At 61.9% G+C, this 21,110-nt stretch carries 17 protein-coding genes; 10 read left to right on the top strand and 7 right to left on the bottom strand.

The features are described 5' to 3' along the window. The first annotated feature begins 68 nt into the window (after window positions 1–68). The 9 genes from A8B82_RS06860 (at window position 69) to A8B82_RS06820 (ending at window position 12,152) form a co-directional block, all read left to right on the top strand. Window positions 69–1,589, top strand: a complete 1,521-nt coding sequence (locus A8B82_RS06860; RefSeq protein WP_067290004.1) for a sugar ABC transporter ATP-binding protein — start codon at window positions 69–71, stop codon at window positions 1,587–1,589. A 14-nt stretch (window positions 1,590–1,603) separates the two neighbouring features. Further along, a complete protein-coding gene (locus tag A8B82_RS06855) occupies window positions 1,604–2,605 on the top strand; it encodes an ABC transporter permease (protein ID WP_067290001.1) in 1,002 nt (333 codons plus the stop codon). Window positions 2,606–2,608: 3 nt separating this feature from the next. Beyond that, a complete protein-coding gene (locus A8B82_RS06850) occupies window positions 2,609–3,589 on the top strand; it encodes a sugar-binding transcriptional regulator (protein WP_067289998.1) in 981 nt (326 codons plus the stop codon). Next, window positions 3,579–4,574 (top strand): aldo/keto reductase, encoded by a 996-nt coding sequence (locus A8B82_RS06845; protein ID WP_067289996.1) that lies wholly within the window; start codon window positions 3,579–3,581, stop codon window positions 4,572–4,574. The genes A8B82_RS06850 and A8B82_RS06845 overlap by 11 nt, the downstream gene beginning before the upstream one ends. Before the next feature lie 62 nt (window positions 4,575–4,636). Further along, window positions 4,637–6,349, top strand: a complete 1,713-nt coding sequence (locus A8B82_RS06840) for a glycerol-3-phosphate dehydrogenase/oxidase (RefSeq protein ID WP_067289993.1) — start codon at window positions 4,637–4,639, stop codon at window positions 6,347–6,349. Beyond that, window positions 6,349–7,191: a class I fructose-bisphosphate aldolase gene (locus A8B82_RS06835; RefSeq protein WP_067289992.1), complete on the top strand. Its 843-nt coding sequence runs from the start codon at window positions 6,349–6,351 to the stop codon at window positions 7,189–7,191. The genes A8B82_RS06840 and A8B82_RS06835 overlap by 1 nt, the downstream gene beginning before the upstream one ends. Next, window positions 7,184–8,701 (top strand): FGGY-family carbohydrate kinase, encoded by a 1,518-nt coding sequence (locus A8B82_RS06830; RefSeq protein ID WP_067289990.1) that lies wholly within the window; start codon window positions 7,184–7,186, stop codon window positions 8,699–8,701. The genes A8B82_RS06835 and A8B82_RS06830 overlap by 8 nt, the downstream gene beginning before the upstream one ends. Before the next feature lie 118 nt (window positions 8,702–8,819). Continuing rightward, complete coding sequence (locus A8B82_RS06825) at window positions 8,820–10,439, top strand: GMC family oxidoreductase (RefSeq protein WP_067289988.1); 1,620 nt, start codon at window positions 8,820–8,822, stop codon at window positions 10,437–10,439. A gap of 312 nt (window positions 10,440–10,751) precedes the next feature. Next, window positions 10,752–12,152 (top strand): helix-turn-helix transcriptional regulator, encoded by a 1,401-nt coding sequence (locus A8B82_RS06820; RefSeq protein WP_067289987.1) that lies wholly within the window; start codon window positions 10,752–10,754, stop codon window positions 12,150–12,152. Here A8B82_RS06820 and A8B82_RS06815 read toward each other — a convergent pair whose 3' ends face one another. The 7 genes from A8B82_RS06815 to A8B82_RS06785 form a co-directional block, all read right to left on the bottom strand. After that, a complete protein-coding gene (locus tag A8B82_RS06815) occupies window positions 12,153–12,782 on the bottom strand; it encodes a thermonuclease family protein (RefSeq protein ID WP_235604633.1) in 630 nt (209 codons plus the stop codon). Between the two features lie 99 nt (window positions 12,783–12,881). After that, window positions 12,882–14,540, bottom strand: a complete 1,659-nt coding sequence (gene betA / locus A8B82_RS06810) for a choline dehydrogenase (protein ID WP_067289984.1) — start codon at window positions 14,538–14,540, stop codon at window positions 12,882–12,884. Window positions 14,541–14,828: 288 nt separating this feature from the next. After that, on the bottom strand, window positions 14,829–16,286 hold the full coding sequence (gene betB, locus A8B82_RS06805) for a betaine-aldehyde dehydrogenase (protein WP_067289983.1): 1,458 nt from the start codon (window positions 16,284–16,286) through the stop codon (window positions 14,829–14,831). A gap of 60 nt (window positions 16,287–16,346) precedes the next feature. After that, window positions 16,347–17,855, bottom strand: coding sequence for a choline-sulfatase (gene betC / locus A8B82_RS06800; protein ID WP_067289980.1), 1,509 nt, complete (start codon window positions 17,853–17,855; stop codon window positions 16,347–16,349). Next, the gene (gene betI, locus A8B82_RS06795) at window positions 17,852–18,427 is read right to left on the bottom strand and encodes a choline-binding transcriptional repressor BetI (protein WP_067289977.1); all 576 of its coding nucleotides are present in this window, start codon (window positions 18,425–18,427) and stop codon (window positions 17,852–17,854) included. The genes betC and betI overlap by 4 nt, the downstream gene beginning before the upstream one ends. A gap of 85 nt (window positions 18,428–18,512) precedes the next feature. Next, window positions 18,513–19,415, bottom strand: coding sequence for a DMT family transporter (locus A8B82_RS06790; protein ID WP_067289974.1), 903 nt, complete (start codon window positions 19,413–19,415; stop codon window positions 18,513–18,515). Between the two features lie 37 nt (window positions 19,416–19,452). After that, window positions 19,453–20,052, bottom strand: coding sequence for a LysE/ArgO family amino acid transporter (locus tag A8B82_RS06785; RefSeq protein ID WP_067289971.1), 600 nt, complete (start codon window positions 20,050–20,052; stop codon window positions 19,453–19,455). 89 nt (window positions 20,053–20,141) lie between these two features. Here A8B82_RS06785 and A8B82_RS06780 point away from each other — a divergent pair, with 89 nt between their 5' ends. After that, the gene (locus A8B82_RS06780; RefSeq protein ID WP_067289968.1) at window positions 20,142–21,041 is read left to right on the top strand and encodes a LysR family transcriptional regulator ArgP; all 900 of its coding nucleotides are present in this window, start codon (window positions 20,142–20,144) and stop codon (window positions 21,039–21,041) included. The last annotated feature ends 69 nt before the right edge of the window (window positions 21,042–21,110 follow it).

Genomic DNA, 21,110 nt, shown 5'->3' with positions numbered 1-21,110 from the left:
CGTAGCCCGGCAACAAGGCCAGCCAGGCTGCGCAATCTCAAACACCCTTCGGTCAACCGAGAACTGCCATGCAAGACGATGTGATCCTCAAAATCTCGAACCTCAGCAAGTCCTTTGGCCCCGTCAAAGCCCTGCGTGGTGTGGATTTTGAACTGCGCAAAGGCGAGATCCACGCAGTGGCGGGCGAAAACGGGGCCGGGAAATCCACATTGATGAATGTGATCGACGGGATCTTACAGCCTGACAGCGGCGAGATCATTCTGGATGGCGCGCCGGTCACCATCTCATCGCCCACCGAGGCGCAGCGGCTGGGCATCGGTTTTGTGCATCAGGAAATTGCGCTTTGCCCCGATGTCTCCGTCGCTGAGAACATCTTTATGTCCAGAACCAATGTCAGCAGATCCTGGTTGATGAATTACGAAAAGCTGGAGCGGGACGCGGCCAATGTGTTTCGTCGGCTCAGTGATATCGACGCATCGGTTCTGCTGCGCGAGCTGTCGATTTCGAACCAGCAACTGGTCGAGATTGCCAAGGCTCTGACGCTGGATTGCCGTATCCTGATCCTCGATGAACCCACCGCCGCCCTGACCGAGAACGAGGCGCAGACGCTGTTCCGGATCATGCGCGAACTGGCGGATCAGGGGATTTCGATCATCTATATCTCGCACCGCATGGTCGAGATTCTCGACAATTGCGACCGCGTGTCAGTGTTTCGGGATGGCAAGCATATTGTGACCAGTGATGTGGCCGATATCACGCCGGGCGATGTGGTCAACGCCATGGTGGGGCGGATTGTCGACAAGCTTTACCCCGAAAAACAATCTGCCGATGAGACCTCCGAGGAGATCATCCTCGATGTGAAGAACCTCAACGAAGGCCCCCGCATTCGGGATGTGTCCTTTGCCCTGAAGCGCGGGGAAATCCTTGGCATTGCGGGGCTGATCGGGGCCGGGCGCAGCGAAATTGCGAGGGGCATTTGCCGCCTTGAAGGGGCCGCGACCGGGGAGGTCTGGCTGCTGGGCGAAAAGCTGGCGCTGCGCAATTATCAGGACAGCATCGCCAAGGGCATGGTCTATCTGTCCGAAGACAGAAAGGGCGACGGCCTGTTCCTCGATCTGCCGATCTCCGAGAATGTCTCGGCGTTGAACCTCGATCAGGTCGCGAACCGTCTTGGCCTGATCAGGGCATCCTCCGAGATCAGCCAGGCCGGCGATCTTGGCCGCAAGCTGAACCTCAAATGTGGGTCGCTCTCCGATCCTGTCTCATCCCTTTCCGGCGGCAATCAGCAAAAGGTGGCGCTGGCCAAGATGCTGTCGGTCAATCCGCGCCTGATCTTTCTGGATGAGCCGACGCGTGGCGTCGATGTGGGCGCGAAATCTGAAATTCATCGCATCCTGCGCGATCTTGCGCGCAGCGGTGTTGGTATCATCGTGATCTCGTCCGAATTGCCCGAATTGATCGGCGTTTGTGACCGGGTCATCGTTGTGCGCGAGGGCCGGATCAGCGGCGAAGTCGCGGGCCACGACATGACAGAAGAAAACATCATGCGCCTGGCTTCGGTCATGGACGCGCAGGCAGTATCGTTTTGACAAGTGAGAGAAAAATGGAAAATGCCGTAAGTTTGGCTGAAACACAGGCGAGCAAGGTGCAGGGCGTCCCGTTCTGGCGCAAGCTGCTGAAGATGCGCGAGACCGGGCTGATCGTGATCATCCTCGCGCTCTTTGTCGTCATGTCATTTGCCTCGCCGTATTTCTTGAGCTGGGCCAATATGCGGGCCATGTCGATGGCCTTTGCCGTGGACGGTATTCTGGTCATCGGCATGACAATCCTGTTGATTTCCGGCGGCATCGACCTGTCGGTCGGTTCTGTCACCGCCTTTGCCATGGTGATCGCGGGATGGCTGTTCCTGAACGGCATAAACCCCTGGCTCGCCTCGGGGATCGCCATCGCGCTTTGTGCCGGGATCGGCGCGTTCCAGGGGTTTTTCGTCACCAAGGTCGGGCTGCATCATTTCATTGTGTCGCTCGCGGTCATGGTGATCGCGCGCGGGGCCTGTCTGCTGTTCACCGGCGGGCGGCCGCTTGGGTTGTTCACCCTGCCCCCGGAGTTCAAGTTCATCGGTCAGGGTTCCATCGGCCCGGTCCCGATCGTGATCATCATCTTCCTTGTCTTTGTGATCGCCTTCGATTTCCTGCTGCGGCGCACGACGATGTTCCGCAAGGTGTTCTATACAGGCAGCAACGAAAAGGCGGCGGCCTATTCCGGCATTCGCACCAAGAAGGTCATCTTTCTGACGACAACCCTGTGCTCGACGCTCTGCGGGATTGCCGGGATCATCTATATGGCGCGGTTCGGATCGGCGCAGCCCACCTTCGGGATCGGCCTTGAACTGACGGTCATCGCAGCGGCGGTGATCGGCGGGGCCAGCCTGAACGGAGGCTCGGGGTCGATCCTGGGGGCCATTCTTGGAGTCATCTTGCTGTCGCTGGTGTCCAGTTCGCTGGCCCTGCTTGATGTGTCGGTCTACTGGCAGGACATCATCCGCGGCTCGATCCTGCTGAGTGCTGTGACCATTGACCACTATCTCAACAAGCGTCGGAGGTAGATCATGGCAGACAAATCCAATGACTTCGAACATGTGCGGCAGATCCACACGGTCCTGACCCTGCATTTCATCGAAGGGCAGAAACAGGCCGAGATCGCGGCGGCGCTCAACCTGTCCACCTCCAAGGTGAACCGGCTGATCACCCAGGGCCGCCAGATGGGGATGGTCAGGATCGACATTGAAAGCCCGTTCCAGGCGCTCATGGATATCGAACGCGCGCTGACCGACAGGACCAGCCTGGATGATGCCATGGTTGCCCCCTTCGTGCAGGGCAGCCCGAAGGCCACGTTGCAACAGGTTGGCCGTGCGGCGGCCAGCCAGTTGCACGAAACACTGCGCGACGGCGATGTGATCGCAATCACTGGCGGCAAGGCCGTCAGCGCGGTTGTCGAAAATCTGGACCCCGATCACCGGGTCGATGTCACCGTGGTGCCGCTGACAGGCGGGGTGCAGGGCAAGTATTACACCGACGTGAACCATCTCGCGACACGCATGGCCGAGCGTCTGGGCGGCAAGACGATGCTGCTGCATGCGCCGCTCTTTGCCGAAAGCCGGGAGCAGCGCGACATGCTGATGGAGGTGGCGTCGATCCGCGAAGTCTTTGACCTCGCGCGGCGGGCAAATGTGGCGCTTGTCGGCGTCGGCTCGATCGAGGCGGAAGGGTCGAGCTATTACGACCTTCACCCGGTGCCGGATGCGGACCGCAAGATGCTGGTCGGCATGGGGGTTGTGGGCGAGTTTCTGGCCCATCTCATCCACAGCGACGGCGCGGTGTCGAACTATGCGCTGAACTCGCGCCTTGTCGCACTGGCCCCCAAGGAACTGCCCAAATGCGCGCGGGTCATCGGGGTGGCGTCGGGACAGCAAAAAGCCCAGCCGATCACGGCGGCGCTGAACGGAAACTTTTTGAACTCACTGATCCTTGACGAAGAAACCGCCGGATCGGTCCTGAAAGAACTGGAAGGGAAACAGAATGTCGCATGAGATGTTAACGCGAGACATCGGAGGTTCCGGAATTTCGGCCTCCGCCATTGGTCTGGGAACCTGGGCAATTGGCGGATGGATGTGGGGCGGGACCGATGTTGACCGCTCCATCGCGGCGATTCATGCATCCATCGACGAAGGCGTGTCGCTGATCGACACCGCCCCGGCCTATGGCCAGGGGGTGGCCGAAGAGATCGTCGGCAAGGCGCTGAAAGGGCGGCGCGACAAGGTGGTGCTGGCCACCAAATGCGGCCTTGTCTGGCACACGCAAAAGGGCAACCATTTCTTCGATTACGAGGGCAAACCGGTTCACCGCTACCTTGGCAAAGACGCGATTGTCTACGAGGTCGAGCAAAGCCTGACGCGATTGGGGGTGGATTGCATTGATCACTACATCACCCATTGGCAGGACCCGACCACCCCCATCGAAGAGACGATGGAGGCGCTGGAGGCGCTCAAGACCCAGGGCAAGATCCGGTCAATCGGTGCCAGCAATACCTCGGTCGAGGATGTCCAGGCCTATGTTGCTGCCGGGCAGCTGGATGCAATCCAGGAGGAATATTCGATGGTCAAGCGCGACATCGAGGACAGCCTTTTGCCGGTCTGTCAAAAGGCGGGCGTGTCCGCGCTCAGCTATTCCTCGCTGGCGCTTGGGCTGCTTTCGGGAAAAATGACACCGGACCGGGTTTTCTCCGGCGATGATCAGCGCAAGGACAATCCCCGCTTTTCCATGGCCAACCGTCAAAAGGTCGCGGCCTTGATGGAAACCATCGCGCCCATCGGGGCGGCGCATGGGGCGACACCGGCGCAGACCGTGATTGCCTGGACCCTGCAACAGCCCGGTATCACCTTTTCGCTGTGCGGTGCGCGCGATGCGCAGCAGGCAGTCGAGAATGCCAAGGCCGGCCGCATTCGGCTGTCGGCGCAGGAGGTTTCCCAGATAGATCAGAACGTCAAAACCCACCTGAACGGCCTGGACGCATAGGCCTGTTTTCAACCCCGAACCACTGCACCGCAGGCACGTCGATTTCGGCGAACGGAGAGATAATGTCCGAGCAACGCAAACAAAACCTGGCAAAGCTGTCGCAGAATGCGGCGTTTGACGCGGTTGTCGTGGGCGGCGGCGTGAACGGGATCGGCGTCTACCGGGATTTGTCCTTGCAGGGGTTGCGCGTTCTGTTGATCGAACGGAACGATTTTTGCTCTGGTTGCAGCGCGGCACCGTCCCGGATGATCCATGGCGGCTTGAGGTATCTGGAGAACGGCGAATTCGACCTAGTGCGGGAATCGCTTTTTGAGCGCGACGCCCTGCTGCGCAACGCGCCGCATATGGTCCGCCCCCTGCCCACCGTCATTCCGATTGCCTCATGGTTTTCAGGGACGCTGAACGCTGCCGCGCAGTTCCTTGGCCGTGGCGGAAAACCTGCCGCGCGTGGGGTGGTGCCGATCAAACTGGGGTTGGCGCTGTATGACTGGACCACCCGCAAGCGGCGGGTGCTGCCGAAACACCGGTTTTTTTCCAAGACCGAAACGCGGCATCTGTGGCCCGCGCTGACGGATAAATCCCGGCGTTCCGCTGTCTATTACGATGCCTGGATCAGCCACCCCGAACGTCTGTGCATCGAACTGTTGCGCGACGTGGCAGAGGTGGCACCGCAGTCGGTCGCCCTGAACTATGCCGAGGTTGAGCTGAGCCAGAATGTCTTTCGCCTGCGGGACAGGCTGACCGGCACGGGTTTCGAGATCTTGCCCAAAGTGGTGGTCAATGCCACCGGTGCCTGGCTGGACGACACCATTGCCGCGCTTGCGCAGGGCAAGACCGAGCGTCTGGTTACGGGCACCAAGGGATCACACCTGATCATCGACAATGCCAGCCTATATGACGCCTTGAACGGCCACATGGCCTATTTCGAGAACACAGATGGCCGGGTCTGCATCGTGTTCCCCTATCAGGGAAAGGTTCTGGCGGGATCGACGGATATCCGGGTGGAACAAGCCCGCCGCGTGCGCTGCGAAGCCGATGAGCGCGACTATATTCTCGGCTCTCTGAGGCTGGTGTTTCCGCAGGTGACGATATCACCGGATGAGGTGGTGTTCAGCTATAGCGGCATTCGCCCCCTGCCCCGCAGTGACCAGGATTTTACCGGACGGATATCGCGGGGCCATGACGTCCGGCGTTTGCATGGGCCAGTGCCGCAATTCTGCATGGTGGGCGGCAAGTGGACAACCTTCCGGGCCTTCGCCGAGCAGACAACCGATGCCGTGCTGTCATCGCTTGGCCGCAATCGTCGCGTCTCTACCCGCGACATGGCGATTGGCGGCGGCAAGCAGTTCCCCGATGATCCGGCTGATCTGCGCGCGCAACTGGCAGAGCAATATGGCCTGCCGCCGGACCGCGCCGACCAGTTGATCGACCGCTACGGCACCCAGGCTGTGGAACTGGCCCGGTTTTGCCACGATGCACAGGACAGGCCGCTTGTTGCCGGATGCACCTATGGCACGGCAGAGATCATCTGGCTGTGCCGAAACGAGTTTGTCGAAACCCTGTCTGATGTGGTGTTGCGGCGGACCGCGCTGGCCATCACCGGCCAGGTTTCCATGCAGATCATTGACGCGCTTGCCGTGCTGGTCGGGCGGGAACGGGCGTTAACACAGAGTGAAATAGAGCAGCAAAGCGCCGCGCTGGTTGCCGAGCTGGACGCGTATCACGGCGTGAGCGCCGCGATGTTGATTGCAAGAAACGAAAGTAGGAGAGCGTAATGCGCATTAGCACCAAAGCCCGAATGAACCGGATGTTCACCAATGGAGGATGTCTTGACGTGGCCGTAGATCACGGCGTCTGCAATGAGCCGAGCTTTCTGGGCGGTCTGGAAGATATGGCAAGCGTGATGAACACGCTGATCGAGGCGCGGCCCGATGCAATCCAATGCGCCTATGGGCAGGCCGATCTGCTGCAATCCCGCCCGGAAAAGGACAAACCCGCACTAGTGATGCGGATCGACATGGGCAACCCCTATAACGATCAGCGTCACCGCGTGATGTGGTCGTTGTTGCAGAACGCCGATGAGCCGATCATCGGCGCTCTGGAAATGGATGCCACTGCGGTGGTTGTGAACCTGTTCATGTTGCCGGAGGAACCCGATCTGTTCCGCCAATGCGTCGCGAACATCTCGCGTGTGCGCGATGCCTGCCAGCGCTATGGCATGCCCCTGATGATCGAACCGCTGGTGATGCTGCCCAACGATGTGCGTGGCGGCTATCAGGTCGATGGTGACGCGGAAAAGATCGTGACGCTGGTGCGGCTCGCCTCTGAAATGGGGGCGGACATCATCAAGGCCGACCCGACCGCTGACCCGCAGGACTTCCATCGCGTGATCGAGGCGGCCCGCGTTCCCGTGCTGGTGCGTGGCGGCGGGAAGGAAGACCTGAAGACCGTCCTGACGAAATCAGCCGCCTTGATGGCGCAGGGCGCGCAGGGCATGGTCTATGGGCGCAACATCTATCAACACGACAATCCGAAAGCCGTGGTGTCGGCGCTGATGGCGATGATCCACAATAACGCCAGTGGCGAAGAAGCCTGGGATATCTACAACCGTGGCTGATACCGGGAAATACCTTTTGGGCCTTGATGCGGGCAACACGGTGATCAAGGCCGTGTTGTTCGACCTTGATGGGCGGCAGGTGGCGCGCTGCGCGCTGGATGGCAAATCCGCAACCCCGGAACCGGGGCATGTCGAGCGTGACCTGACCGAGCTTTGGACCAACGCGCGGGACGCGATTGCGGGCTGCATTCAAAAGGCCGGCATTGATGCGCGTCAGATCGCGTCGATCGGCTGTGCCGGGCACGGCAACGGGCTTTACATGCTGGACCGCGCGGGCGCGCCGCTTGTGGGCATCCAGTCACTGGATACACGCGCTGCCGGACTGGCCGCCGAACTGGATGCGGCACATGGCGACGCGCTGCACGCGCTCTGCCTGCAAAAGCCCTGGCCCTCACAAACGCCTACATTGCTTGCCTGGATCAAACGCCACCGTCCGGCTCTGTATGAACAATGCGGCACAGCGCTGCTGTGCAAGGACTTCATCACCTACAAACTGACCGGCGAGCGGGTCAGCGAGGTGTCTGACATGTCGGGCTGCGGGCTGACCGCGATGCCCGGCTGCATCTATGATGACAGGCTGTTGCAGCTATACGGGCTGGCGGACGCGCGCGAGAAACTGCCCCGCCTGATCGACCCGGCAGAGATCGCCGGACACATCACGGTTGAGGCCGCCGAGGCGACCGGCCTCGCCCCCGGCACCCCGGTGATCGGGGGCTATTTCGATGTGATCTCCAGCGCCATGGGCTCGGGCGTGGTCGGTGCCGGACAGGCTTCGATCATCGCGGGCACATGGGGGATCAATCAGGTCTTCTCCGACGTGCCGGTCAACGACCCTTCCGTCTTCATGGTATCGGGCTTTGGCAAAGGGCGATTTGCCAATATCGAATCCAGCGCCACCTCGGCGGCCAATCTGGAATGGTATGTGCGCGAATTCGTCGAGCGCGGCAAACACCACGACGATCCGTTCGGCTTTTGCAACGACCGATTGGGGCAGGTGCAGCCCCGTGCCGATGACCCGTTTTTTCACCCGTTTCTCTATGGCTCTGCCTTGGGGGCCAGATACCGCGCGGGGTTCTACGGGCTGGCAGGATGGCATGGCGAGGGGCACATGCTGCGCGCCCTGTTCGAAGGCATCATGTTCGAGCATCGCCGTCACATTTCGGTGTTGAAAGAGGCTGGCGTGTCCTTTGACAGCGCCGTCCTCTCAGGCGGCGGATCGCGCAGCCCGCATTGGCCGCAGATGTTTGCCGATTGTCTGGGCGTACCGATCACGGTGGCGGAAACGCAAGAAACCGGCGCGCTGGGGGCGGCCATCGGGGCGGCGCTGGCGGTGGGTGAAACAAGCTCCTACGAAGAGGGGCTGGCCCGCATGGTACGCACCAGAACAACCTATGAGCCGGATGGTAAAATGCACGATCACTACGGCCAGCGCTACGCGCGCTATCTGTCCCTGATCGACGCTCTGCAAGGCTTTTGGGACGATGCGCCAGCCGTCGAACATCGGGATTAAGTTGATACCGTCACACGGACCATTTGACGCGAATGTCCTGGACCCCCACAAGACACTTACGACCGGCGGCTTCATCGACTTGCGAAATGCCGACGACTGACAGGAAAGATCGACACCCATGAGCAAACCCGAAACCCTCGATGGTGACTACGACTATATCATTGTCGGGGCTGGCACGGCGGGCTGCGTGCTGGCCAACCGCCTCAGCGCGAACCCGAAGGTAAAGGTGCTTTTGCTGGAGGCGGGGGGATCGGACCGCTATCATTGGGTGCAAATTCCGGTTGGATACCTCTATTGCATCGGCAATCCGCGCACCGACTGGATGATGAAGACGGCCCCCGAACCGGGGCTGAACGGGCGGTCGCTGGTCTATCCGCGCGGCAAGGTTCTGGGCGGCTGCACCTCGATCAACGGCATGATCTACATGCGCGGTCAGGCGGCGGACTATGACCATTGGCGGCAGTTGGGCAATACCGGTTGGGGCTGGGACGATGTCCTGCCCTATTTCCTGAAATCCGAAGACCATCATGGCGGCAAGACCGCCCTGCATGGTGCGGGCGGCGAATGGAAGGTCTCAAAGCAGCGGTTGAAATGGGATATCCTGAAGGCGGTGCGGACCGGCGCGCAGGAATTCGGCATCATGCCGCGCGACGATTTCAACGATGGCAACAACGAAGGCACCGGGTTCTTCGAGGTCAATCAGAAGAACGGCGTGCGCTGGAACACCGCGCGCGGTTTTCTGCGCCCGGCGATGAAACGCCCCAACCTGCGCGTGCTGACACAGGCAGAGACTGAAAGGCTGGTGCTGGACGGAAAACAGGTGACCGGCGTGCGGTTCCGCCACAAAGGTGCGGTGTTCGAGGCGCGCGCCAGGGCAGAGGTACTGCTGGCCGCCGGGGCCATCAATTCGCCAAAGATCCTTGAACTGTCGGGGATCGGCAGCGGTGAGGTGCTGGCCGACATTGGCGTCGAAGTGCAGCATGAAAGCAGGGGGGTGGGCGAAAACCTTCAGGACCACCTTCAGATCCGGACGGTCTTTCGGGTCGAGAACACCAAGACGCTCAACACGATGGCAAACAGTGTGACCGGCAAGATGAAAATGGCGGTGCAATACGCGGCGGCCCGGTCTGGCCCGATGTCGATGGCACCCAGCCAGTTCGGCATGTTTACCAAATCGGACCCGTCGCTGGAAACGCCCGACCTCGAATACCATGTGCAGCCCCTGTCCACCGACAGGCTTGGCGACCCGCTGCATCCGTTTCCGGCCATCACGGTTTCGGTGTGCAACCTGCGCCCGGAAAGCATCGGCTCCTGCCATGTCACGGCGGGCGGATTGGACGCGCAGCCTGAGATCAGGCTCAACTATCTATCAGCCGAGAGGGACAGGCAGGTTGCGGTGACATGCGTGAAACAGGTGCGCCAGTTGATGACCGCCACGGCGCTGGCCCCCTTCCACCCCACCGAGATCCTGCCCGGCCCCGGCGTTCGGACCGACGCAGAACTGATCAAGGGGGCCGGAGATATTGCGACCACCATTTTCCACCCGGTCGGCACCTGCAAGATGGGATCGGACGAAAGGGCTGTTGTAGATACGGAGCTGAAGGTTCGTGGTTTGACCGGATTGCGCGTGGTGGACGCGTCGATCATGCCGAAAATAACCTCCGGCAATACCGCATCTCCCGTGATCATGATCGCCGAGAAAGCCGCCGACATGATCCGCAAGGAAGCGATGGGATGACGCATTAGGGCCTGTGGACGTTCATCTTCGACCACCCGCGCGAGTCGGATTTTGCCGCTGGCGCCCTGAAGTGAGCGCAGCAATGTGATCATTGGAAGCGAAAATCCGAGATGGCAGAGGCAAAATCCGCCGCGCCCCGCAGGGGTTTCGCCAAAATTGCCCACTTCTGCGTTAAGAGAGCTTGGAACTGAGCAATTTTGGACTGAAACGGGTGGCGGAAGATGATTGCCCACAGGCCCTAGTCACCGATCTTGCGAAAACAAGTTTGCAAAGCTATCTTCGGCGAAATTGCAAATTTGCAAAGGGCGCATGATGGCGGTTAAGAAACTCTATGCCGGGGCCAAGCTGCGCGAACTGCGCACCAAGATCGGCCTGACGCAAAAGGAATTTTCCGCCCGGCTGGGCATCTCGCTGCCCTACCTCAACCAGATGGAAAACAACAACCGCCCGCTGAGCACAACAGTGGTCCTGGCACTGGCTGCGGAATTCGGGCTGGATGTGACCGAACTCAGCGCAGGCGGTGGCGAGCGGCTGGTCACCGACATGCGCGAGGCGTTGAGCGATCCGGTCTTTGGGGGCAACACGCCGCCGGTGGCCGATCTGCGACTGACCGCCTCGAACGCCCCGGCATTGGCACGCGCCTTTCTGGAACTGCACCAGCATTATCGGCAGGCCCATGAAAGGCTCGCGTCCCTAGACGAGGCACTGGGCCGCGAAGACGCCCGCGCCGCCCCCTCGCCCTGGGAAGAAGTGCGCGATTTCTTTCACTACTGCGACAATTACATCGACGCTGTGGACCGTGCCGCCGAACATTTCGCATCGCAACCCGGCGGGCCGCGCAACACCCGTGTCGCGGCGGTCTCTGCCCTGTCGAACGCCGGTGTCAGCGTGGTCTTTGCCGACACCGACGCGCTTCGCCATTTCGACCCGGCGGAAAGGGTGCTGACCCTGTCGGACCGCAGCGCGCCGGAAACCCAGACCTTTCAACTGCTGTTGCAGGTGGCGCTGACACGGCAGGACAAGCTGTTGGAAGCAACGCTGGACCTCGCGCGGTTCCAACCCGGCCCCGCCCGCGACATCGCCAAGATCGGGCTGGCCAACTACTTTGCCGGTGCGGTGCTGATGCCCTACAACGTCTTTCTGGCCAAGGCGCAGGAATGCCGTCATGACCTGGAAATCCTGGCCAGCCATTTCGGGGCCTCCATCGAACAGGTGGCCCACCGGCTTTCCACGCTGCAACGTCCGGGTGCCAAGGGCATTCCGTTTTTCTTTGTCCGGGTCGATCAGGCCGGCACGATCACCAAACGCCACTCTGCCACACGGTTGCAATTCGCCCGCTTCGGCGGGGCCTGCCCGCTGTGGAACGTGCACAGCGCCTTTGAAACCCCCGGTCGGTTCCTGCGCCAACTGGCCGAGACGCCCGATGGCGTGCGCTATATCTCCCTTGCGCGGGACATTTCGAAACCGGCGGGGCGCTTTGGCGCGCCGGTGCGGCGCTATGCCATCTCGCTGGGGTGCGAGGTGCGCCATGCGGATGCGTTGGTCTATGCCGACGGGCTGGATGTCACCCGGCACTCCGCCTTTGAACCGATCGGCATTTCCTGCCGCATCTGCGAGCGCAAGAATTGCCACCAACGCGCCGTGCCACCGCTGGAACGGCATCTGGTGGTGGACCCGGACCGGCGCGATCTGCTGCCCTATCGCATCGAATGATCAGCGCCGCGCCGGCCGCCAACCCGATGCACGCGCTTGCGCTTCGGAACAGAACCAGCGTTCACCCCTGGCCGCGCTGATGCCGGTGCGGTCATAGAATGCCTGGCCGGGCGTGTGATAAATCCGTTCTCCGGACGCGCTGATGTTGCCCTTGATCCGGCAGTTCGGGTCCGCCGCGACCCGCCCCTCGATCCGGGTCAGCCGGTAGCGCGCAGGCGATTGCAGGACAAAGCCGTGAATGCCACGGTCCGACACCAGCGCCGCCTTTTCATCCAGATCGTAATCAAGCGAATATTTGCGATAGGCATAGGCCAGCCCCGCCCGTACCAGCGCCTGCCCGACATCTTCATCCGCCACGAAACAGCGCGCCACAATGCGCCCGTATCGGTCCCGGTCCAGCGGCGTACACCGCGCCGCGCGGCCCTCGTAAAGGTCGCGCACCTGCCGGGTGACCCAATCGCCGCAGCCCCAGTTCTGACCGGACAGCGTGGTGCAGGGCTGATCCCGCTCCGGCGCGTCGATGCCAAAGATCCGAATCCGCGTGCCGCCCACGTCCAGCGTATCGCCGTCAACCACCCGAACCACGCCACTGACATCCGCAGCCTGCACGGCACCGGCAAACATCAGCATCAGCACGAAACATGAACAAAGTCTTAACATCAGGTTAAGATGTCAGGCTTCCCCCGCCCAGACAACGGCTGTTGTTAAGAATGATTAACGCGGAACACCCTAACGCTGCATGGTCTCCCAATCAGGATGCAGCCAGGGGGCATCATTGGCCCGCGCCAGCGGATCGCGGCCCAGCAGATGATCAGACACCTTTTCCCCCACCATGATCGAGGGCGCATTCAGGTTGCCGTTGGTGATCCGCGGGAACACCGAACTGTCCGCCACCCGCAGCCCCTCAACGCCGATCACGCGGGCCTCCGGGTCAACGACAGCCTTCGGGTCGTCCGCACGGCCCATCCGGCAAGTGCCGCAGGGGTGATAGGCGCTCTCGGCATGTTCGCGGATGAACCCATCCAGTTCCGCATCCGATTGCAGCGCCTCGCCGGGCTGGATCTCGTGCTTGACGTAAGGCTTGAACGCATCCTGCGCGAATATCTCCCGCGTGAGACGGATGCAGGTCCGGAAGTCCTCCCAGTCCTCGGGATGGGACATGTAGTTGAACCGGATCACCGGCTCTGCCGCCGGATCCGCGGACCGCAGGCTGACCGAGCCGCGTGATTTTGACCGCATCGGGCCGGTATGTGCCTGAAAACCATGGCCCTCTGCCGCCGCCTGACCGTCATAGCGCACGGCAATGGGCAGGAAATGGTACTGGATGTCCGGGTAGGGCACCCCTGCGCGGGACCGCACAAAAGCCGCGCTTTCAAACTGGTTCGACGCCCCCATGCCGGTCTTGGTGAACAGCCACTGCGCCCCGATCAACCCCTTGGAAACCAGATTCCAGTGCTTGTACAAGGTAATCGGCTGGCTTGATGCCATCTGGATGTAAAGCTCCAGGTGATCCTGCAGGTTCTGGCCGACGCCGGGGCGGTCTGCGACCACCTCGATGCCGTGCTCGGCCAGATGCGCGGCGGGGCCGATGCCCGACAACATCAACAGCTTGGGCGAATTCAGCGAGGACGCGGCCAGCACCACCTCGCGCTCGGCACCGATCACTTCGCGGCGGCCCCGGCGCAAGACCTCGACCCCCGTCGCGCGCCCGTCTTCGATCACCACGCGCTGCGCCAAGGCGCGGATCACCTGAACATTGCCGGTCTTCTGCGCGGGCCGCAGATAGGCATTTGCTGCCGACCAGCGCCGCCCGCCCCAGACGGTCTGCTCCATCGGGCCGAAGCCTTCCTGCTTTTCGCCGTTGTAATCGTCGGTTACCTGATAACCGGCCTGTTCGCCGGCGCGCACAAATGCCTCGAACAATGGGTTTTTGCGCGGGCCGCGGCTGACATGCAGCGGCCCATCGGTGCCGCGCCAGGCAGGGTCGCCGCCATGACCGTTGTCGTGCCAGCTTTCCATGCGTTTGAAATAGGGCAGCACATCCGCATAGGACCAGCCTTGCGCGCCGGACGCCTCCCAATGATCGAAGTCCATCGCATGCCCGCGCACATAGACCATGCCGTTGATCGACGACGACCCGCCGATCACCTTGCCACGCGGACAGGCCAGCCGCCGCCCACCCAGATGCGGCTCCGGCTCGGACTTGTAGCCCCAGTCATAGGTTTTCATGTTCATCGGATAGCTCAGCGCCGCAGGCATCTGGATAAACGGCCCCGCATCCGAACCGCCATGTTCGATCACGATAACCCTGCGCCCGGCTTCGGCCAACCGGTATGCCATCGCGCATCCCGCCGACCCGGCCCCCACAATCACAAATTCCGCCTGCATCTCGTCCCACCTTTTTCGTGATTCCACGCAGGGTCAAGGATCGCGGCACGCGACCGGGCTTGCCCGGCTTGTCCTTGACGCTGCGGGGAATCGCACCGTCAAAATTGAAAAGGTGACTTGAGGATCACATTGATCCCTCAAGCACCTCTCAGCAGATTTCAAATCCCTCTCGGCACATGCGCGGCTGATCCATCTGGGCTCAGCCCGCAACGGGCACCAGGAATATCATGCGCGTCAGCGCATCCCACAATATCATGCGCGTCAGCGCGCAATCAGATCACGCCCCGCTCAGAAGGGCGCTTCCACATCGTCCATGCGCACAAAAACCGACTTGAGCTGACAGTAGTATTCAATCGCCGCCCTGGAGTTCTCGCGCCCGACGCCGGAATTCTTGGAGCCGCCAAAGGGCGCTTCCACCGGTGCATCATTGTAGGTGTTGATATAGCATGTCCCGGCCTGAAACCGGGCCGCAACCCGGTGGGCGCGGGCCAGATCACGGGTAAAGACACCGGCGGCCAGACCGAACTCCGTGTCATTGGCCCGCGCCATCACATCATCCTCATCCTCGAAATCCAGCACCGCCATGACCGGGCCGAAAATCTCCTCGCGGGCAATGGCCATATCGTCACGCACATCGGCAAAGACCGTGGGTTGCAGATAAAAGCCCTCCCGGTCGATCCGCTTGCCGCCGGTCACAAGGCGTGCGCCCTCGGCCTGACCTTTCTCGATATAGCCCAGCACGATATTCATCTGCCGCTCGGACACCATCGGGCCAAAGCTGGTCTCGGGGGCCATCGGGTCCCCGATCACCGCATTGCCCAACCGTTCGGAAAGCCGGGTCAGGAATTTTTCCTTGATCGCGCGGTGCACAAAGACCCGCGTGCCGTTGGAACAGACCTGGCCCGAACTGTAGAAGTTCCCCAGGATGGCCCCGCCCACCGCATTTTCGATGTCGGCGTCTTCAAAGACGATCATCGGAGATTTGCCGCCCAGTTCCATCGTCACATGTTTGATCCCGGCGGCCGCAGCCGCATAGACCTTGCGCCCCGTCGGCACAGATCCGGTCAGCGATACCTTGTCGACACGCGGATCGGTCACCAGCGCGCCGCCGACCTCGCCCATGCCCTGCACCACATTGTAAAGGCCTGCGGGCAGGCCCGCCTCGTGCAGGATTTCGGCCACCTTCAGCGCGCAGAGCGGTGTGGTCTCGGAGGGTTTGAAGATCATCGCATTGCCGCAGGCCAGCGCCGGAGCCCCCTTCCAGCAGGCGATCTGCGTGGGATAGTTCCACGCACCGATCCCGACGCAAAGGCCCAGCGGTTCGCGCCGGGTATAGACCCAGTTCTCGCCCAGCTGGATATGTTCGCCGGTCAGGGTCGCGGCCATGCCGCCGAAATATTCCAGCGCATCCGCACCCGAGGTCGCATCCGCGACCGATGTCTCCTGATAGGGTTTGCCGGTGTCCCAGGTTTCGAGCACGCTCAGGTCGTGGTTGCGGTCGCGCATCATGTCGGCGGCACGGCGCAGGATGCGGCCCCGTTCGGTGCCCGTCATCGCGGCCCAGCCGACCTGCGCCGCGCGCGCGGCCTTAATCGCCTGTTCGATGATCGCGGAGGTTGCGGCATGTACCGTCGCGATCTTTTCGCCGGTGGCGGGATAGATCACGTCGATCGGGGTGCCCGCCTTGTCCTCGACATAGGCACCATTGATGAAATGGCTTGCGGGTGGTTGCGTATCATAAGGCATGTGGCGTCTTTCGGGATCGGAGTGCAGGTGTATTTTTTGGAACAATGAAACGGGTGGCGGTCATTCACCCCGAGGGAATCGTTTGCTTTCCTCAAGGATGTTCAGGTCCATGTGGTTGCGCATGTATTGCTCGGAGGCATTGCGCAGCGGCTGGTAATCCCAGGGGTAATAGCCACCCTCGCGCAGGGCTTCATAGACCACCCAGCGGCGTGCCTGGCTTTTGCGGACATCGGCGTCGAAGGCCTCAAGATCCCAGCGGCTTGCGGCCTCGATGCAGAAGTGTTCCAGCGTTTCGGCATGGGCGGGGTCTTCGGCGAGGTTGGCTAGCTCGTTCGGATCGGCGTCCAGATCGAACAGCTGCTCGGGGTCGATGGCGCAATTGGTGTATTTCCAGCGGCCCTGCCGCAGGGCCACCATGGGCGATTGGGTTGCCTCGGCGGCGTATTCCATCGCGACGGGGTCGGTGCGTGCGACCCCCTGCCCCATCGGCACCAGCGAGGTGCCGGTGGTCCATGGCATCACGTCTTCCATGCTGACGCCGGCAAGGTCGCAGAGCGTCGGGCAGATGTCGATGTTGCTGACCGGCGTTGTCTGCAGGCCCGGTGTCATTTGCGGTGCCGCGATCATCACCGGCACCCGTGCCGAGCCTTCGAAGAAGGACATCTTGAACCACAACCCGCGTTCGCCCAGCATATCGCCGTGATCGGAGACGAAAACCACGATCGCCTCTTGCCGGGTGTCCTCAAGCGTTTGCAGGATCTCGCCGATCTTGTCATCGAGATAGCTGATGTTGGCGAAATAGGCGCGGCGGGACCGGCGGATGTCTTCCTCGGTGATGTCGAATTCGCGCCAGTTGTTGGCATCGAAAATCCGTTGCGAATGGGGGTCGTGATCCGCGTAGCCCATGGCGGGCACCTGCGGTTGCAGATGTTCGCAATCCTCGTAGAGGTCCCAGTATTTGCGCCGCGCCACATAGGGGTCATGCGGGTGGGTGAAACTGGCCGTCAGGCACCAGGGCCGGTCATCGCCGCCACGGGCATATTCATAGATCTGGCGCACGGCGTTATAGGCCACCTCGTCGTCGTATTCCATCTGGTTGGAGGTTTCGGCCACCCCCGCCCCGGTGACAGAGCCCATGTTGTGATACCACCAGTCGATCCGCTCTCCGGGTTTGCGATAGTCCGGCGTCCAGCCGAAATCGGCGGGGTAGATATCGGTGGTCAGGCGCTGCTCGAACCCGTGCAGCTGGTCCGGCCCGACAAAGTGCATCTTGCCCGACAGGCAGGTCTGATAGCCCGCGCGGCGCAGGTGGTGCGCGTAGGTCGGGATCGAGGAGGCGAATTCAGCAGCATTGTCATAGATACCCGTGGCGCTTGGCAATTGCCCCGACATGAAGGCCGCCCGCCCCGGTGCGCAGAGCGGTGAGGCGGTATAGGCATTGCGGAACCGGGTGGAGCGCGCCGCAAGACGTTTCAGGTTGGGTGCATGCAGCCAGTCGGCCGGGCCGTCGGGAAACAGCGTGCCGTTCAACTGGTCCACCATCAGGATGAGGATATTCGGTCTGGTCATCTTTGCGCTCCCAAAAGCAGTTCAAGCGTGGACAGCGCGCTTTTGCGTGCGATGTCGGGATGGCCGCTTTGGGACAGGGCGGCGCGCAGATAAAGCCCGTCGATCAGCGCCGCAATCGTGTCGGCGTCTGCCTGCGGATGCGCACTGATCCCGCGCAGCGCATGGGTCAGGTTCGACCGCAACCGTCGCTGATAGATGCGCAGCAAGCGCCGGGTTTCCGGATGGGTGCGCGATGCGGCGTAAAGGGTCATCCAGGCGGATACCGTTTCGGGGGCAAAGCAGGTCTCGTCGAAACTGGCCTCGATGATGGCCGCCGCGCGGTCCTTGCCGGTTTCGGCCTGCGACAGCCGCTTGTGCACCTCTGATTTGTATTCCGTCAGGATATGGCGCATCGCCGCGAGAAAAATCTGGTCCTTGCCGCCAAAGTAGTGATGCGCAAGGGCCGTGGACATGCCCGCGCGCCGGGCGATCTGGCCCACGGTGACATCCAGCGAATGCGCGGCACCGATCTCGGCGATGGTCGCCTCGACCAGGGCAGAGCGGCGGATGGGCTCCATTCCGACTTTGGGCATGCGGATTCGACCTTTCGGTTGCTAATGCCCCTTCCTAATGAAATGTTTATTGATCCGTCAATCAATAACCTGCAACGGGCCGCGATCAGACCTTGGTCTGGTCGTTGATCGGGGTGACCTGACGGTTCAGCATCGCCTCGCGCCAGGTGATGAAAGTGACGGACGCAAGGATGACGAAACCGCCCAACACGACCCAGATGTCCACCGGTTCGGCAAAGGCGACGGCACCCAGTGCTGTGGCCCAGACCAGTTGCAGAAAGGTGACCGGCTGCGTGACCGTAACCGGAGCCGCGGCAAAGGCCAGCGTCATGGTATAATGCCCCGTGGTCGCGAATACCGCGACTGTCGTAAGCAGCATCAGTTCCTTGCCCGTCGGCGCGATCCAGACCGGCAGGGCAAAAGGTGCAAGGCCGATGGTCACAAAGATCGACATCATGCTGACCACGATGGCCGGGCGCACCTCGTCTGCCAGCACCTTGGCCAGCAGATAGGACCCGGCAAAGACCACAGCCGCCGCCAGCATGGCCAGATGGCCCGGACTGACCTCGCGAAAGCCCGGACGCAGGATGATCGCGGCCCCGGCCAGCCCCATCAGGACCGCGATGATCCGTCTCGCGGCCAGCTTTTCGCCCAGAAATATGGCCGCGCCAACGGTCACATAGATCGGTGCGAGATAGTTCAATGCGGTCAGTTCGGCGATGGAAATCCGGGGCATCGCGAAGAACCACAGGATCACACCCAACGCGTGGCACAACCCGCGCATGCCAAACAGGGACCACTGGCGCCTTGTCGGGCGCGCATTCAGCAGGGACCCGATGGCGGGCAGCAGAAACACCAGCCCAATAGCATAGCGGATGAAGGCCGCCTCTGCCGAGGGCAACCGGGGCCCCATGTATTTCACCAGTGCCGTCACGGCGAGAAAACAGAACCCCGTGACAAGCATCCAGAAAATGCCGGTGAGCGGGCGATGGGGAAGCGCAGTTGTCATGGCGCGACCATGGCCGCGCGCCCTGGCAAGGGCAAGATCACATCCACAAAAGTTTGACGGCAATCGCCCACATGGTCGCGGCGATCACCGCATCCAGCAACTGCCAACTCCTTGGGTGCGCGAAAAACGGGCTGAGCAATCGTGCCCCATAGCCCAGACAGAAGAAGAAACAGAAGCTAGCAAACACCGCGCCGGTGCCAAAGGCCAGCCGGTCGGGATATTGCGCCGAGATCGAGCCAAGCAGCACAACAGTGTCCAGATAGACATGCGGGTTCAGCCAGGTCAGCGCCAGCAGGGTCAGGATCGTGTGGCGCAGGCTGGCCGTTGCCCCGCCGCCGACCGCCAGTGCTGCCCCGCCCCGCCAGGCCGACACCGCGTTGCGCGCCCCGTACCAGATCAGAAAGGCAGCACCACCGTAGCGCATCAGTGGCTCGAACCACGGCACCTGTTCGCCCAAAGCGCCAAAGCCCGCCACCCCGGCGGCAATCAGCGCCGCATCGGACAGCGCACAGGTCAGGCAGACCCAGAACAGATGCGCGCGCCGCAATCCCTGCCGCAGGACAAAGGCATTCTGCGCCCCAATGGCCAGAATCAGCGTCAGGCTCAGGGCAAAGCCGGGCAGGAAAGAGGTCAGCATCGAAACTCCAGCGGTTGGTGCACCGCTTGACTATGAGACGGGCCGGGATTACGCAAATTAATCCTGATCACATGAATTAAGAATTTCTTATTCCCTTCGATACCCATCAGCTTGCCGCACTTTCGGCCGTGCTCCGCCTGGGCAGTTTTGACGCTGCGGCAGCGGCGCTGCGCGTCACGCCCTCTGCCGTGTCGCAACGGATCAAGGCGCTGGAGGAAAGCATCGGCACTACCCTTGTCCACCGCGCCCAGCCCTGCACCGGAACGGATATGGGCAAGAGGCTGGCCAAACATGCCGAAGACGTGGCGCTGCTGGAGGCAAACGCGCTGGCTGGGTTGGCGGATCAACAGGGGGCCGCGCCGCGTGTGTCGCTTGCGGTGCCCGCCGACAGTCTGGCAACCTGGCTGATCCCGGCATTGGCGCAGGTCGAGGGCCTGTATTTCGATCTGGTGCTGGACGATCAGGACACCTCTGACGAGTGGTTGCGCCGGGGCGCGGTCAGCGCCGCTGTCACCGGGCATGCCCGCGCAGCACCGGGATGCGATGTCCATGCCCTGGGCAACCTGCGCTATGTCGCGACCGCCAGCCCCGCCTTCATGGACCGCCATTTTGACGGGGCGTTTACCCTGCCCGCCCTGGCGCAGGCACCGATGCTGGTGTTCAACCCCAAGGACCGGCTGCAACACCGCTGGGCCGAAGCGCAGGGTGCCACGCGGTTCCATCCGCCGATCCACCAGCTTCCCTCCAGTCACGGGTTTGTCGATGCGGCGCTTTGCGGGTTGGGCTGGGGCATGAATCCGCTCAGCCTCGTGCAGGAACATCTGGCGCGCGGCACCCTTGTTGCATTGGTGCCGAATGCCCCGCTGGATGTGCCGCAATACTGGCAGGTCACGCGGGTGATGGCCCCGGCGCTGAAGCGGCTTACCACGGCGGTCCAAAAAACTGCACAAGACAGCTTGAACCCGCCGGACGAAAAGCCCATGTCATGAAAAGTACACAAGTGAGTGATCCGGCTATGAAACTTCTGGCGCTTCCCACCCGTGCTTCTAAATAACACG

The organism is Sulfitobacter sp. EhC04, from assembly GCF_001650875.1.
Taxonomy (GTDB): domain Bacteria; phylum Pseudomonadota; class Alphaproteobacteria; order Rhodobacterales; family Rhodobacteraceae; genus Sulfitobacter.
Note: the sequence above shows the minus strand (reverse complement) of the source record. Positions and strands in the feature narration are given on the sequence as shown.

Coding starts and splice junctions, on each gene's coding strand:
- A8B82_RS06855 (WP_067290001.1), top strand. CDS start 1,604: ATGGAAAATGCCGTAAGTTTGGCTGAAACACAGGCGAGCAAGGTGCAG.
- A8B82_RS06835 (WP_067289992.1), top strand. CDS start 6,349: ATGCGCATTAGCACCAAAGCCCGAATGAACCGGATGTTCACCAATGGA.
- betI (WP_067289977.1), bottom strand. CDS start 18,427: ATGCCCAAAGTCGGAATGGAGCCCATCCGCCGCTCTGCCCTGGTCGAG.
- A8B82_RS06815 (WP_235604633.1), bottom strand. CDS start 12,782: ATGCTGATGTTTGCCGGTGCCGTGCAGGCTGCGGATGTCAGTGGCGTG.
- A8B82_RS06840 (WP_067289993.1), top strand. CDS start 4,637: ATGTCCGAGCAACGCAAACAAAACCTGGCAAAGCTGTCGCAGAATGCG.
- A8B82_RS06785 (WP_067289971.1), bottom strand. CDS start 20,052: ATGCTGACCTCTTTCCTGCCCGGCTTTGCCCTGAGCCTGACGCTGATT.
- A8B82_RS06825 (WP_067289988.1), top strand. CDS start 8,820: ATGAGCAAACCCGAAACCCTCGATGGTGACTACGACTATATCATTGTC.
- A8B82_RS06845 (WP_067289996.1), top strand. CDS start 3,579: ATGTCGCATGAGATGTTAACGCGAGACATCGGAGGTTCCGGAATTTCG.
- betC (WP_067289980.1), bottom strand. CDS start 17,855: ATGACCAGACCGAATATCCTCATCCTGATGGTGGACCAGTTGAACGGC.
- A8B82_RS06860 (WP_067290004.1), top strand. CDS start 69: ATGCAAGACGATGTGATCCTCAAAATCTCGAACCTCAGCAAGTCCTTT.
- A8B82_RS06790 (WP_067289974.1), bottom strand. CDS start 19,415: ATGACAACTGCGCTTCCCCATCGCCCGCTCACCGGCATTTTCTGGATG.
- A8B82_RS06850 (WP_067289998.1), top strand. CDS start 2,609: ATGGCAGACAAATCCAATGACTTCGAACATGTGCGGCAGATCCACACG.
- betA (WP_067289984.1), bottom strand. CDS start 14,540: ATGCAGGCGGAATTTGTGATTGTGGGGGCCGGGTCGGCGGGATGCGCG.
- A8B82_RS06820 (WP_067289987.1), top strand. CDS start 10,752: ATGGCGGTTAAGAAACTCTATGCCGGGGCCAAGCTGCGCGAACTGCGC.
- betB (WP_067289983.1), bottom strand. CDS start 16,286: ATGCCTTATGATACGCAACCACCCGCAAGCCATTTCATCAATGGTGCC.